General features: G+C 70.3%; 11 protein-coding genes. 4 read left to right on the plus strand and 7 right to left on the minus strand.

Going from position 1 to position 14,341, the window contains the following annotated elements; genetic code table 11:
* Nucleotides 1–373: 373 nt before the first annotated feature.
* Nucleotides 374–973, minus strand: a complete 600-nt coding sequence (locus tag DSC_RS00135) for a nitroreductase family protein (RefSeq protein WP_014159055.1) — start codon at nucleotides 971–973, stop codon at nucleotides 374–376.
* A gap of 284 nt (nucleotides 974–1,257) precedes the next feature.
* Between DSC_RS00135 and DSC_RS00140 the strand changes: the two genes are divergently transcribed.
* Both DSC_RS00140 and DSC_RS00145 read left to right on the plus strand, forming a co-directional pair.
* The gene (locus DSC_RS00140; RefSeq protein ID WP_014159056.1) at nucleotides 1,258–1,590 is read left to right on the plus strand and encodes a hypothetical protein; all 333 of its coding nucleotides are present in this window, start codon (nucleotides 1,258–1,260) and stop codon (nucleotides 1,588–1,590) included.
* A gap of 224 nt (nucleotides 1,591–1,814) precedes the next feature.
* Nucleotides 1,815–2,360, plus strand: a complete 546-nt coding sequence (locus DSC_RS00145) for a glutathione peroxidase (RefSeq protein WP_014159057.1) — start codon at nucleotides 1,815–1,817, stop codon at nucleotides 2,358–2,360.
* A gap of 79 nt (nucleotides 2,361–2,439) precedes the next feature.
* Here DSC_RS00145 and DSC_RS00150 read toward each other — a convergent pair whose 3' ends face one another.
* The 6 genes from DSC_RS00150 to DSC_RS00175 form a co-directional block, all read right to left on the minus strand.
* A complete protein-coding gene (locus tag DSC_RS00150; protein WP_043290235.1) occupies nucleotides 2,440–3,432 on the minus strand; it encodes an MlaA family lipoprotein in 993 nt (330 codons plus the stop codon).
* A 65-nt stretch (nucleotides 3,433–3,497) separates the two neighbouring features.
* A complete protein-coding gene (locus DSC_RS00155) occupies nucleotides 3,498–3,800 on the minus strand; it encodes an STAS domain-containing protein (protein ID WP_014159059.1) in 303 nt (100 codons plus the stop codon).
* An 8-nt stretch (nucleotides 3,801–3,808) separates the two neighbouring features.
* Nucleotides 3,809–4,483, minus strand: coding sequence for an MlaC/ttg2D family ABC transporter substrate-binding protein (locus DSC_RS00160; RefSeq protein WP_014159060.1), 675 nt, complete (start codon nucleotides 4,481–4,483; stop codon nucleotides 3,809–3,811).
* Nucleotides 4,480–5,025, minus strand: a complete 546-nt coding sequence (mlaD, locus tag DSC_RS00165) for an outer membrane lipid asymmetry maintenance protein MlaD (protein WP_014159061.1) — start codon at nucleotides 5,023–5,025, stop codon at nucleotides 4,480–4,482. The genes DSC_RS00160 and mlaD overlap by 4 nt, the downstream gene beginning before the upstream one ends.
* Nucleotides 5,026–5,158: 133 nt before the next feature.
* The gene (locus DSC_RS00170) at nucleotides 5,159–5,908 is read right to left on the minus strand and encodes an MlaE family lipid ABC transporter permease subunit (RefSeq protein ID WP_014159062.1); all 750 of its coding nucleotides are present in this window, start codon (nucleotides 5,906–5,908) and stop codon (nucleotides 5,159–5,161) included.
* A 9-nt stretch (nucleotides 5,909–5,917) separates the two neighbouring features.
* Entirely contained in the window at nucleotides 5,918–6,703 is a 786-nt protein-coding gene (locus DSC_RS00175) for an ABC transporter ATP-binding protein (RefSeq protein WP_014159063.1), read from the minus strand.
* 203 nt (nucleotides 6,704–6,906) lie between these two features.
* Here DSC_RS00175 and recC point away from each other — a divergent pair, with 203 nt between their 5' ends.
* The gene (gene recC / locus DSC_RS00180; RefSeq protein WP_014159064.1) at nucleotides 6,907–10,368 is read left to right on the plus strand and encodes an exodeoxyribonuclease V subunit gamma; all 3,462 of its coding nucleotides are present in this window, start codon (nucleotides 6,907–6,909) and stop codon (nucleotides 10,366–10,368) included.
* A gap of 316 nt (nucleotides 10,369–10,684) precedes the next feature.
* The gene (locus DSC_RS00185; RefSeq protein WP_014159065.1) at nucleotides 10,685–14,308 is read left to right on the plus strand and encodes a UvrD-helicase domain-containing protein; all 3,624 of its coding nucleotides are present in this window, start codon (nucleotides 10,685–10,687) and stop codon (nucleotides 14,306–14,308) included.
* Nucleotides 14,309–14,341: the final 33 nt, after the last annotated feature.

A 14,341-nucleotide genomic window follows, 5' to 3' on the forward strand; every position in this document is an offset into this window, starting at 1 on the left:
GCCGGTGACGCGTCCATGACCGATTGATCAGCCACGCGGCCGGCCACGACCCGATGGCTCAGCCAGCCCGCTGCGCCCCCTGCGTCATCCACGGCGATGCCGGCGAGGGCCGCCGCCCCAGCCAGGACCAGCGGCCGAGGCGCGCCTGCCGCCAGCCGGCACCAGCGCGAACAGGGGCAGGGGCGTGCAGATGCCCTTGGCGACCAGAGCCGGTACGCGCTGTCGCCACTGCAATCACAGCGCGGGGACTAACACCGGGATGAGCGCAGTCGCAATGTCCACGCTCGACCAGAACTCCGCACAGCACTCTGAGCCGGCCGCGCAGGCCGGGCGATCGGACCGTGGGCGCCGGGCAGGGCCTGGCGCAAGGGCTTCAGGCGAAGACGCGGAAGCGCTCGGCGTCGTCGATGAACGTCTTTTCGCCGAACGGTGCTTGGTTGGAACCGAACGGCATCTGCGCGCGCAGCTTCCAGCTGGCCGGCAGGTTCCATTTGGCGGCGGCGGCGGCATCCGGCAACGGGTTGTAATGCTGCAGGCTGGCGCCGATGCCGACCGTGGCCAGCGCGGTCCACACCGCCAGCTGGGCCATGCCGCTGGCCTGCTCGGACCACACCGGGAAGTGCTCGGCGTACAGGGCGAACTGCTCCTGCAGGCCCTTGACCACGGCCTGGTCTTCGTAGAACAGGATGGTGCCGGCACCGGCGGCGAAGCTGTGCAACTTCTGCTCGGTGGCGACAAAGGCCTCGGCCGGCACGATCGGGCGCAGTGCCTCGGCGGTCAGGCCCCAGAAGGTGTCGCTCTGTTCGCCGAACAGGATCACCGCGCGCGCGCTCTGCGAATTGAACGCCGACGGCGCGTGCTTGATGGCCTCCTGGATCAGGGCGGTCACCTGGTCCTGCGGCAGCGGCAGGGTCTTGCCGAGCGAATACTGGGAGCGACGGGTCTTGAGGGCGGCAATGAAGGCGTTGGTCATGTGGGGTGGGTGTGGTGGGGAAGCGACAAGCCTAGGGACACGGCCGCAGTGCGACCAGATTGCTGCGCGAGACAATCCATTTCCGCAGGGTGGCGGTGACGGCCGCGGGCGAGCGGCGGGTCCGGTGTCCTCCGCGCCGGCGGCAAAAAGGCAGTGGTCGGCAGGCGGCCAACAGCCGGCGCCTGCACGGCCTGCGGGCGGTCATGTTTCGTTCGGTTTGCCTACACCCGTCGTGAACGATCCAGGGACCACCATGCCGCCACTTTCAGTACCCGTGGCATCGCATGAACGCAGTCAATCGGTCGCTGGCGCAGGCCGCATCGGATGTGGAAACCCGCATTTTCCGCCGTGGCGTCAGTGACCAGGAGGTCCACCAGGCCGTCGAGCTGATCCGCGAATACGTCTCCACGCAGGTGCGCAGCAGCGGCAGCGAGAGCGACTGGTGGACCGCCTTTGCCGAGGTCTACGACGACCTGTCTCGCAACTTCACCCCGCAGCAGACCGCAGCCTTCGAGATCGCCACCGACACCATCCTGGTGGGCTTCGGCTGCCCGCGCTGGAGCATGGCCCGCGAAGAGCTGCTCCCCGGACCGAAGCGGCGCCCCGGGCCGCGTTGACTTGCCGTCCCAGCGCCGCCGGTGTCGGCTGCTGATCCAATCCTGCACGGCCGGCTGCGCAACCTGCCCCGGCATGATGGCCGGTGCGGCCCACCTGGGCGCTTGCCGGCCCATGTGGATCAGCGGCGCTGCCAGCAGACCCAGACGCGGCCATAACACGGCGCCCATCGCCACCCGTTTAGACTGCCTCGCCACTTCATTCTCCCACCTGCCGCAGGCCCGCCATGACGACTCTGTACGACATCCCGCTGAAGACCATCCAGGACCAGCCCACCACCCTGGCCGACTACCGCGGCAAGGTCCTGCTGGTGGTCAATGTGGCCTCCAAGTGCGGCCTGACCCCCCAGTACGAAGGGCTGGAGGCGCTGTACCGGGCCAAGCACGATGCGGGCCTGGAAGTGCTGGGTTTTCCGGCCAACAACTTCATGGAGCAGGAGCCGGGCAGCAACGCCGAGATCGCCAGCTTCTGCAGCGCCAATTTCGACGTGACCTTCCCGCTGTTTTCGAAGATCTCGGTGGCCGGCAATGCCGTGCATCCGCTATACCAGGCCCTGGTCGACGCCCAGCCGGTGGCCACCGGCGAAGGCCCGCTGCGCGAAAAGCTCAAGTCCATGGACATCAAGGTCAACCCGGCGCCGGGGGTGACCTGGAACTTCGAGAAGTTCCTGATTGGCCGCGATGGTCGGGTGCTGGCGCGCTTCGCCCCGGACGTGGGGCCGGACGATCCGCGTCTGCTCCAGGCGGTGGACGCGGCGCTGGCCGCGGGCTGATTCGGTCGTTCCTTGGAATGAACAAGGCCGCCTTTCCAGGCGGCCTTGTTGCCTGCAGCATCCGCGGCCGGGGCCGGTTTCAGCCGCCGCCCGGGAACACGCTGGGAATGGCGTCCATCGGCACGGTCGGGTTGTCGTCTTCCTCGCGCAGATAGGGCGGCAGGTCGTCGTCGGACTTGCCCTTGCGCCGGTTGCGCTCGCCTTCGTCACTGATCTGGTAGTTGCGGCGCTGCAGCCAGCCGTCGCGGAACAGCGCGTACTCGTCCAGCGCACCTTCGCGCAGCGAATCGAGCGACATCAGCTGGGTGCGCACATCGACCAGTCGCAGGCCCTGCAGGAAGATGCGCGCCTTGTCGTCCTCGATACGCTGTACCGGCGACAGCGGTGCGTCGCCCACCAGGCCGAAGGTATCGCGCACGGTGCGCGGCCCGAACAGCGGCAGCTCCAGATAGCGCGAGCGCTTCCAGCCCCACACGCCCAGGGTCTGGCCAAAGTCCTCCCGGGTGTTGGGAACCTGGTCGTGGCTGGCCACGTCGAACACGCCGGCCACGCCGACGGTGGTGTTGATCAGGAAGCGGCCCAGGGCATCCCAGGCTTCGCCCGGCTTGGCCTGCAGCAGGCTGTTGACCACCGTCAGCGGCTGGCCGAGGTTGCCGAAGAAGTTGTGCACGCCATTGCGCACCGGGCGCGGCACCACGTTGACATAGGTGGTGGCAAGCGGTTTGGCGACATAGCGATCGATGCCGTTGTTGAACCTGTGGACCTTGCGGTTCCACTTTTCCCACGGGTCGTAGCTGGGCGGCGCGCCGGCGGCCGGCGGTGGCAGGGTGGGATCGGCGACCGGGTCGTACGGCGAAGTGCCGTAGATGGTGCTGAAGTCGTTCTCCGCGCTGGTCGGCGGTGGCCCTTCGCTGGCCGCGAGGGGGGCGGCCTGCGGCTCGGCCGCAGGCGCCTGCACCTGGACCGGTGCAGCCACGGAGGACGCCGGCGGAGCGGAGGCGGCCGGCTTGTTGGAGGCACAGGAGGCGACCAGCGCGCTCAGCAGCAAGGGAAGGAGGTGCAGCGGTTTCATTTTCCAGATCCCTCTATGGGAAGCCCGCACGCGATGTGGCGTGCACACGGTGCCGGTCAGGCCGGCTATGACGCCGGCACATAGTCCAGCGTGGGGGTCAGACGGTAGGCGGCGCACAGTTCGGCCAGACCGGCAGGGGCGCCCTCGATCGCCACGGCGCCCATGCCGGCCGCACGCAGCCGCGCGGCAGTGGCCACCAGCAGGGCCAGGCCGGCACTGTCCACGCGCGGCACATCGGTCAGGACAAGCCGCTGCGCGCCATCCAGGGCGCGCAGCGTGGCCGGCCACAAGTGCTGCGCCGCGGCCCGGTCCAGCTCACCGGCGAACACCAGGGCAGGGCCGTTGCGTTGGACCGAAGCCGGGCGCATGGCGGCACTCAACGCTGGTTGCCGGCGGCATCGGCGCTGGCGGCCTGCAGGCGGCCGGCGCGCAGGTCGGCGGCCACCTGCCGGATCGATTTCTGCCGCAACGGCGCGTCGAACTGGTTCTTGAAGGTCTGTACGTAGGAGACGCCCTCGATCATCACATCGAAGGCCTTCCACTGGCCGTTGACGTTGCGCAGCAGGTACTCCACCGGCACCGGGTCGCCGCTCTCGCGCAGCATCTCGGTGGACACGCGCACGCCACGGTTGCCGGGCAACGGGCTCTCGGACTTGATGCGCACGCGCAGGCGCTGGTTGAAGTCCAGCAGCGATTGACCATAGCGGGCGGTCAGGTTGTCGGCCAGCGCACTGGCGAAGTCGGCGATCTCGGCCTCCGAGGCGCCGCGGCCGTGCAGGCCCAGCACCAGGCGCGCGGCATAGTTGCCGTCAAAGCTGGTGTTGAACTCGTCCTTGATGAAGGCTTTCAGCGCAGCCGGGTTGGATTTGAACTCGGCCCGGCGCTGTTCCAGGGTGGACAGCACGCGGGTGCTGCTGCGCAGCACCAGGGCACTGGCCGAGCCCTGCGCGGGTGCGGCAGCAGTGCTGGCCTGGGCCTGGGCCAGGCCCACGGCAGGTGTCGAGGCGGCCAGGGCAGCGGCCAGGACCAGAGTGAACATGGAACGCTTCATGGAGTCTCTCCGTTGGGGGCGGCCGGCGCCGGCGCGTCGGGCGCGTCCGGGGCGGCTGCCGAATCGTCACCGGCGGGTTTGCCGCCGCCGCTGAACATGTACTTGCCCACCAGCTGCAGCAGGTCTACCGCCGGTTGGGTGAAGGCGATCTCCTCGCCGGGCTTGAGGGTCTCGGGGTCGCCACCAGGCGACAGGCCGATGTAGTTCTCGCCCAGCAGGCCACTGGTGAAGATGCCGGCGGAGGTGTCGGCCGGCAGATCCTGGTACTTGCCATCGATACGCAGGGTGACGACCGAGTCGAACCGCTGGGGGTCCAGGCTGATGTCGCTGACCTGGCCGATCACCACCCCGCCGATCTTGACCGGCGCCTGTACCCGCAGCTGGCCCAGGTTGGTGAAGCGCGCCTTGAGTTCGTAATGGTCGCCGCCGCCGAAGCCGAAGGAACGGTTGGTCGAGGCCAGCGCCAGCACCAGCAGCGAGGCCAGGGCCAGCAGCAGGAAGGCGCCGACGGCAAATTCGAGTCGTGGTCCGCGTGCGGCCATGGTTATTCCACCTGTGTACTGAAAAAGGCCACGACCTGGATCGAAGCCGGCTTTTGGTTGCATCCCCGCACAGCAAGGTGCGGGCCCCTGCCCGGGATCGGCATGAACACCTGCGGGTTCCGAGCGACGGGCATCATTGAAACAGCAGCGCGGAAAGGACGAAGTTCAGCATCAGTACCAGCAGCGAGCCATTGACCACCGCCCGGGTGGTGGCCACCGAGGTGCCTTCGATCGTGGGCTCGGCATTGAAGCCGACATACGAGGCGACCAGGGCGGCCACCGCGCCGAACACGGCCGATTTCAGCAGGGCCACGCCGAAGTCCTCCCACAGGTCCACGCTGTCCTGCAGCGAGGACCAGAAGGTGCCGTTGTCCAGGCCCAGCACCTTGACCGCCTCGAACCAGCTGGCGCTGATGGCCAGTGAGCAGAACAGGCCGGTCAGCAGCGGCACGGTCACCACCGCGGCCCAGAAGCGCGGCGCCACTGCCTTGGCAATCGGATCGATGGCCATCAGTTCCAGCGCCTTGATCTGATCGGTGGCCCGCATCAGGCCCAGCTCGGCGGCGATGGAGCTGCCGGCACGACCGATGAACAGCAGCCCGGTCAGGACCGGACCCAGTTCGCGGTACAGCGACAGGCCCAGCAGCGTGGACAGCGCGTCGGAGGCGCCGAAGGTCACCAGCGTGCGGTAGCTCTGCAGGGTCAGCACCAGGCCCACGAACGCCCCGCCCACGGCGATGATCGGCATCGAACGTGCACCGATCTTGTAGATCTCGCGGACCAGCTCGGCGCCGAAGTCGCGGTTGGGCACCGACGCGCGCAGCACCGCGAGCGAAAACAGCCCGGCGGCGCCCAGCGAACGGATCGACGCGGCAAAGGCCATGGACATGCCCTATGCCGCCCGCGCCGAAGCGGCGCTGTCGAAGGGGATCGGACCATCGGGCGTGCCGCGCAGGAACTGGCGCAACAGCGGGTCCTCGCTGGCCTCCAGCTGTGCCGGGGTGCCGGAGAAGACCAGCCCGCCATTGGCGATCACCAGCGCCTGGTCGCAGACCGGCAGGGTTTCATGCACGTGGTGGCTGACGATGATGCTGGTCAGCCCCAGCGAGTCGTTGAGCCGGCGGATCAAGGACATGATCACGCCCGAGGCAATCGGGTCCAGCCCGGTCAGCGGCTCGTCGTAGAGCATCAGCGGCGGGTCCAGGGCCAGCGCCCGGGCCAGGGCCACGCGCCGGGCCATGCCGCCGGACAGCTCGCGCGGATACAGGTCTTCGGCTGTGCGCAGGCCGACCGCATTGAGCTTCAGGTCGACCAGCTGGTCGATCAGGGCGTCGGGCAGGCGGGTGTGGGCGCGCAGCGGCAGGGCGATGTTTTCGGCCACGGTCAGGTCGGTCAGCAGGCCGTTGCCCTGCAGCAGCACGCCGATGTTCTTGCGCAGCTCGCGCAGCGGCCGGGTGGCGCGCGGGACCGGCTGGCCGAACAGTTCCACCGTCCCGGCCGCCGGGACCAGCTCGCCGGTCAGCGCCGCCAGCAGGGTGGACTTGCCGCTGCCCGACGGACCCAGCACGGCGGTGACGCTGCCGTGCGGCGCGGTCAGCGTCACATCGCGCAGAATGACGCGGCCACCACGCTCCAGGCGCAGGTCGGCAAGGCGAATGGTCGGTGTCGTGGAGGTCATCGGCAGCTGTGGGTGGCCTGGTCGGTCGGGATCGGCGCGCGTGCCGTAGGCAAAACGACGTGACAGCTTCGTCGTGCCGCCCTGAATAAAACCGCACTGGTCAGTACGCTTATTGTGCCAGATCGGACCGGCCCGCCGTGATGGCCCGGAGGTCATGGTTCTCAGGACGCGCTGTTGCGCAGGTCTCGCCGCCTGCGACGCGCATGTCGCATCATGCGCCGATGCAGGACGCGCGCCCGGATTTCCGCCTTTATCCCGCCAATTCGCTCGAGGTGCTGGCCGGCCTGCTGGCGGCCGAACTGCGCCAGCCGGTGCCGGGCCAATCGCTCCTGGCGCCGGAGGTGGTGCTGATCCCGCAGGTGGCGATGCGCCGCTGGCTGCAGGCCACCCTGGCCGCCGCCCATGGGGTGGCCGCCAACCTGTTGTTCCTGACCCCCGGCGAATTCGTCGCCCGCGCGCTGCAAGCCAATCTGGGCCCTGCCCATGACGAACTGGACGCGGCCAGCCTGCACTGGCGCCTGTATGCGGCGCTGACCGACCCGGCCGTGCTGGCCCAGCCGGCGCTGGCCGCGCTGCGCGCGTACCTGTCCGGCGACGATGCGCTCAAACCCTGGGCGCTGGCCGGGGAACTGGCCGGGGTGTTCGAGAAATACCAGGCCTGGCGCCGCGACTGGCTGCTGCGCTGGGAGGCCGGCGCCGATCCGCACGATCCGCAGGCGCTGCTGTGGCGGCAGGTGGCCGGCGGCCAGGGCCACCGCGCGCGGCGCGTCCAGGCGTACCTGGAGCGCTTCGGTGGCGACACGGCCGCCTTGCCGGTGGGCCTGCCCAGGCGGGTGTTCGCCTTCGCCACGCTCAACATCTCGCCGGACGTGCTGCGGGTGCTGGCGACCCAGGCGCGGGTGGGCACCCTGCACTTCTACCTGCCCACCCCGGCACAGGGCTACTGGGGCGACCTGCAGGCGCTGGCGCCGCGCCGGCGCGCGCGCGGCGATGACCGCGCAGAGCCGGACCTGTTCGACGGCCACACCGGCGAAAACCCGCTGCTGCAGGCCTGGGGCGCGGCCGGGCGCGACTTCATGGCGATGCTCGGTGGCTACGAAGTGGTCCATCCGCGCGCCGAGATCGAGGTCTACGCCGACCCGATCGCCTCCGGCCAGCGCCCGCTGGCCCAGGGCGGCCTGGGTGACAGCCTGCTGCGGCGGATGCAGAGCGACCTGTTCCGGCGCGTGCGACCGGCCGTGCCGGCGCCGCTGCCGGCGCTGGACCGCACCGATCCCAGCCTGCAGGTCCACGCCAGCCACACCCGCCTGCGCGAGCTGCAGGTGCTGCACGACCAGCTGCGCGGCCTGCTCGAGGACCCGCGCTTCGATCCGCCGCTGCAGCCGCGCCAGATCGCGGTGCTGGCGCCGGACATCGACCCCTACGTGCCGTATCTGGAAGCGGTGTTCGGCGGATCAAAACCGGGGTCAGAGTCGAGTTTCGGGCAGAAACTCGACTCTGACCCCGGTTTTGACCCCGGTTTTGCACGCATTGGCTACGCCCTGGCCGACACCAGTCCGCTGGCCGGCGAGCCGCTGGCCGAGGTGTTCGTGCGCCTGCTTGGCCTGCCGGTCTCGCGCTTCGGCCTGAACGAAACCCTGGACCTGCTGGCCAGCCCGCCGCTGGCCGAAGCCGCCGGACTGGATGCGGCCGCCTTCGAGCGCCTGCATGGCTGGCTGCAGGCCGCCGGCGCGCGCTGGGGCCTGGATGCCGAGCATCGCGCCCGGCACGCCGCGCCGCGCGATGACGCCTACACCTGGCAGTTCGCGCTGGATCGGTTGCTGCTGGGCCATGCCAGCGGCAGCGAGCAGGACATCGCCGGGCTCGCCCCGTGGCCGGCGCTGGAAGGCAGCGCGCTGTCGGCGCTGGATGCGCTGATCCGGCTGCTGCGGGTGCTGTCGCGGGCGCAGCAGGCACTGGCCGAGGCGATGCCGCCGCAGGCCTGGCGCGAACGCCTGCTCGGCCTGCTCGATGCGCTGCTGCCGCAACCGCCCTCGGCGCCGGGCACGCAGCGCGCATTGGACCGCCTGCGCAAGCTGATCGACGCCTTCGCCAGTGCCGCCCAGCGCGCCGGCTTCGATGCGCCGCTGCCGGCCGAGGTGGTGCGTGCGCATTTTGCCGGCGTGCTGGCCGAGGCCGACACCCGCGCGCCGCTGCTCACCGGCGGGGTCAGCATTGGCCGCATGGTGCCGATGCGGTTGTTGCCGTTCCGGGTGATCTGCCTGCTGGGGATGAACGATGGCGACTTCCCGCGCCGCGATCCGGCCGCTGGGCTCAACCGGCTCACCGCCCAGCTGGGCACCGACCAGCGCCGTTACGGCGACCGCTCCACGCGCGAGGACGACCGCTTCCTGTTCCTGCAGCTGTTCGCCTCGGCGCAGGATGTGTTCTACGTCAGCTACCTGGGCGCCGACCCGCGCGATGGCAGCGTGCGCGAGCCGTCGGTGCTGGTCAGCGAGCTGATCGCCGCGGCGGCGGACTATCACGCCGATCCGGGACAGGCCGCCGCGGCGATGACCGTGCGCCATGCGCTGCAGCCGTTCGCGCCGGCCGCGTTCGGCGCCGATGGCGACCCGCGCCAGTTCAGCTACCGCGGCCAGTGGCAGCCGGGCGCCGGGCGCCTGGGCGGCAGGCGGACAAGGCTGGGGCCGTGGTGCGATGCGGCGCTGCCCGCAGGCGATGCGCTGGAGACGCGGGTCTCGATCGACGCGCTCAAGCGCTTGCTGATCGCACCGGCCGAACAGTTCCTGAGCCAGCGCCTGGGCCTGCGCCTGGCCGAGCAGATCGAAACCGGCGAAGACCTCGAGCCGCTGCTGATGCCCGGCGCCGGGCTGGAGAAACATGCGCTGCAGCAGGCCGTCTTTGCGGCCCTGCTGGAGGACCGGCAAGCCGGCCTGGCCGCGCGCCTGCGCGCCCGCGCGCTGCTGCCCTCCGGCGCCCTGGGCCGACGTGCGCTGGAAGGCCTGCTGGAACAGACCCAACCCTACGCGCAGGCATTCAGGCACTGGCGTGGCACCGCCCAGCCCGAGGCGCGCCTGCTGGAAGTGGACCTGGATGGCCTGGTCCTGCATGGCCGACTCGGCGAGCTGTATTCGCATGGCCTGGCGCGCATGCGCCTGGGCCCGGTGAGCGGCGTCAGCGCGATCCGCGACGGCCTGGACTGGCTGCTGGCCAGCGCCGCCGGGTTGCCGCAGCCGCTGGTGCAGTTCGACGATCGTGGCGATGCAGGCGCAGGTCCGTTCCTGCGCGAGCCGCTCGATGCCGCGCAGGCGCGCCTGGTGCTGCGCATGCTGCTGCAGTTGCGCGCCGATGGCCTGCAGTCGCCGCTGCCGTTCGCCCCCTACAGCGGCTGGGAGTACTTCAACGCCCAGACCGCCGAACAGGCCCTCAGACGTGCTGCCGGCAAATGGCGCGGCGGCGAGCGCCAGTGGGCCGAGGGCAGTGCCAACAGCTACCAGCTCGCCCTGCGCGGCCGCGATCCGTTTGCCGATCCCCGCACCCTGCAGCAGTTCGCCCACCTCAGCTTCACCATCTACCAGGCGGTGACGCGCGGGGTGATCCATGAAGGATTCGACGATGGCCGCAGCTTTGTCGCCGAAGCCGATGAAGCACAGGAGGACGCATGAGCAGCGCATACGGCTTCGAAGCATCGCCCCGCCCATCGACTCGGGCGCACGCGCCAGGTTGCGTTGAATGTGCAGGCCCGGCCGCCGCCGGCATCGACAACTGGCATTCCCGCGAAGGCAGGGAGCCGGTGGGCTTGCGCATTGCACGTCAACGTCCATGGATCCCCGCCTGCGCGGGGATGGCGGTAGAACCGTGGTGGACGGTCTTTGCGCATCGCGCCCGTGAGGAAACAACGCGCCGCCTTGTTGCGGCCACTGCCTGTGCGTTGGCTGCTGTGCCTGCTTGTGTTGCCTGGCCCAGGTGCAAGGCGCCCGCATGACCACCGTCGATCCCTACCTCACCCTCCCGCTCACCGGCACCGCCCTGATCGAGGCTTCCGCCGGCACCGGCAAGACCTTCACCCTGGCCACCCTGGTCACCCGCCTGGTCGTGGAAAAAAACCTGCGCATCGGCCAGATCCTGGCGGTCACCTTCACCGAGGCGGCCACCCAGGAACTGCGCAAGCGCATCCGCGAACGCCTGGCCCTGGCCGCGCGCGTGATCGGCACCGAGGCCACCGCCGAGGAGCCGCCGGAACTGGCCCTGAGCCGGGCGATCATCGCCGCGCACCTGGCCCGCACCGACGAAAGCGCGCCGGCGGTGCAGCGGCGCCTGCAGCAGGCCGTCGACGAGATCGACCTGGCGGCAATCTTCACCATCCACGGCTTCTGTGCGCGGGTGCTGCGCGAGCATGCCCTGGAGAGCGGCCAGACCTTCGCCCCACCCGAACTGCTGGCCAGCGCGCGCAAGCTGCACGCCGAATTGGCCGCCGACCTGTGGCGCGTGCACGCCGCCGACATCGGCAGCGCCGATGCGCTGCTCGGCCTGTGGAAGGAAGGCCCCGATGCACTGGCGCGCGACCTGGGCACGCTGATCGCCCAGCCCGTGCTGCATCCGCTGCCCACGCCGGGCGACGCCGAAGGGGATCCCGAAGCCGAGCTGCACGCGGCCGCACGCGCACTGGCCGAGGGCTTCACCGCCCATGGCGAGCCGTTCCTGGCCGATCTGCTGGCCGCGGTGGACAACAAGATCCTGCACGGCGGCAGCTACAAGGCCGCCTGGATCACCACCCTGTGGCGCGAACTGGACCAGTGGTGCAGCAGCGGACAATGGTCGAGCCCGCTGAGCGACCGCCTGGCCCAGCTCACCCCGGATGCGCTGCAAGCCAGGACCAACAAGGCCCATGCAGGCCGCACCCCGGACTCGCCGCTGTGCGCGCTGATTCGGACGTACCTGCAGGCGGTGGACGGTTTCAAGGCCGCCAGCGAACGCGCACAGGTGCGCCTGCTGCATCAGGTGCGTGACGATGCGCGCCTGCGTCTGGCCCAGCTCAAGCGCCAGCGCCGCGTGCAGACCTACGATGACTTGATCGATGGCGTGGCCGACGCCCTGGCCGGGCCACATGCCGATGCGCTGGTGCAGCGCCTGCGCGCGCAGTATGCATTCGCGCTGGTCGATGAATTCCAGGACACCGATCCGCGCCAGTGGCGCATCTTCCACACCGTGTTCGGCGATTGTCCCGCCACGGCCGCACTGGGCCTGGCCCCGGCGCTGTTTCTGATCGGCGATCCCAAGCAGGCCATCTATGGCTTCCGCGGCGGCGATGTGCAGACCTATCTGGCGGCCTGCGCGGTGGCCGAACCGGCGCCGCCGCTGGACCGCAATTTCCGCTCGCGGCCCAGCGTGCTGGCCGCGATCCAGGCGCTGTATGCGCAAGCCGGCGAGCAGGCCTTCATCGAAGCCGGCATCAGGTTCCGCCCGGTCGCGCCCGGCGGCCAGCGCGTGGATGCCGATTACCTGCGCGGTGGCGCGCCGGCCCCGGCGCTGACCCTGTGGCAGGCGCCGCCCTCGGAAGCACGTGATGCCAAGGGCCAGCCCAAGACGTACAGCGCCTCGCGCTCGCGCGAAGTGGCCAGCGCCGCCTGCGTGGCCGCGATCCACGCGGTGCTGAGCGATGCGCGTGCCGGCAAGGCGCTGATCAACGGCCAACCCGTCCAGCCAGGCGACATCGCGGTGCTGGTACGCAAGCATGGCGAGGCCACCCGGATCCAGCAGGCGCTGGCTGCAGTCGGCATCCCCGCGGTGGCCGCCGGCAAGCAGAGCCTGTTCGCCACGGCCGAGGCGCATGAACTGCTGACCCTGCTGCTGGCCCTGCTGCACAGCGCCGACGACGGCCGCCTGCGCGCGGCGCTGGCCACCGTGCTGCTGGGCGTGGATGCCGCCGGCATCGCTGCGCTGGAAGCCGATGGCGCTGCCCATCGCGCCTGGCAGCTGCAGGCGCTGGACTGGCGCGAGCGGGTGCAGCGCGGCGGCCCGCTGGCCCTGATCGGCGCGCTGTGCGCGGCCCAGGCCGAACGCCTGCTCGGCCTGCTCGATGGCGAGCGCCGGCTGACCAACTACCTGCAGCTGGGCGAACTGCTGCAGCACACGCAGGCGCGCGCGCTGGGCCTGCATGGCCTGGTCGACTGGCTGGGCCGGCAGATCGCGCAGGCCGACAGCGATGACGAAACCCAGCTGCTGCGCCTGGAATCGGACGCCCGCCGCGTGCAGATCGTCACCCTGCACAAGTCCAAGGGCCTGGAGTACCCGCTGGTGTATCTGCCATTCGTGGGCATCGGCGGCAGGTCGCCCGACCCGGGCCGGGGCTGCGTGGTGCAGGACCCGGATTGCCAGCGCGTGCTGCACTGGAAGCTGCAGGTGGAGACCTCCGGCTGGGAAACCGCGCGCCAGGCGTGGATCCGGGCACAACGCGCCGAAGACGCGCGCCTGCTCTACGTCGGCCTGACCCGCGCCGAGCACGCGCTGTGGATCGCCACCGGCGACTTCTACAAGGCCAGGCAGACCGCACTGGCGCCGATGCTGGACACGCTGGAGGCGCTGTGCGCGCAACCGGGCATCGTGGTCGAAGGTGGCGCACTGCCGAGCCAACCGGACTGGCTGCCGCCGGCGGCCGAAGCCGCACCGCCACAGGCACGCCAGGTGACCCGCACGCTCAGCCAGGACTGGTGGGTCTACAGCTTCACCCAGCTGGCCAACGCCGACAGCGGTGGCCAAGCGGTAGCCAGCGCCAGCACGCTGGCCGCCGCCGGTGGCAACGACGAGCCGGCCAGCGACGCCGATGCCGATGCATTGCAGCCGGCCGAAGCGTTCGACCCGCGCTTTGCCGGCAATCGCTTCGGGGTGGTGATGCACCAGGCACTGGAGAACGCCGACTTTGCCCGCTGGCAGCACTGGCAGTCAGGCGATGCTGCGCCGGCACTGGAGCTGCCCGTGCTCGAAAGCGCGCTGCGCGCCGGCGGCTACCCGGCCGAGGAGATCGCCGACGGCGTCGAGGTCCTCACCGCCCTGATCGGCCAGACCCTCACCGTCGCCCTGCCCGAAGGCGTGCGCCTGTGCGCGCTGCCGGCCGAGGAGCGTCGTGCGGAAATCGAGTTCCAGTTCGCCCTGCAGCCGACCGCGGTCCAGGCGCTGCTGGCCCTGCTGCACGCGCACGGCCTGGTGTGCGAACGCCACAGCTTTGGTCTGCGCCGCCAGCTGGAAGGGTTGATGACCGGCCTGATCGATCTGACCTATTGCCACGATGGCCGCTGGTACGTGCTGGACTACAAGTCCAATCGCCTGCCCGGTTACGACCACGCCGCGCTGCAGCAGGCGATGGCGCACAGCGAATACGACCTGCAGGCGCTGATCTACACCCTGGCCCTGCATCGCTGGCTGGGTTTTCGCCTGCCCGGCTACGACTACGCGCGTGACTTCGGCGGTATCTGCTATCTGTTCTGCCGCGGCCTGGATGCCCGCCGCGCCGATTCGCCCGGCGTGCACGCGCAGCGCTTCGCGCCCGAGCTGATCCACGCCCTGGACGCGCTGTTTGCCGGCCACCCGGCCGAGGCTGCGGCATGAGCCTGATGACAACGCCATGCGCTTTCGCCCCCT

The sequence above is a fragment of the Pseudoxanthomonas spadix BD-a59 genome (assembly GCF_000233915.3).
GTDB classification, from domain to species: domain Bacteria; phylum Pseudomonadota; class Gammaproteobacteria; order Xanthomonadales; family Xanthomonadaceae; genus Pseudoxanthomonas_A; species Pseudoxanthomonas_A spadix.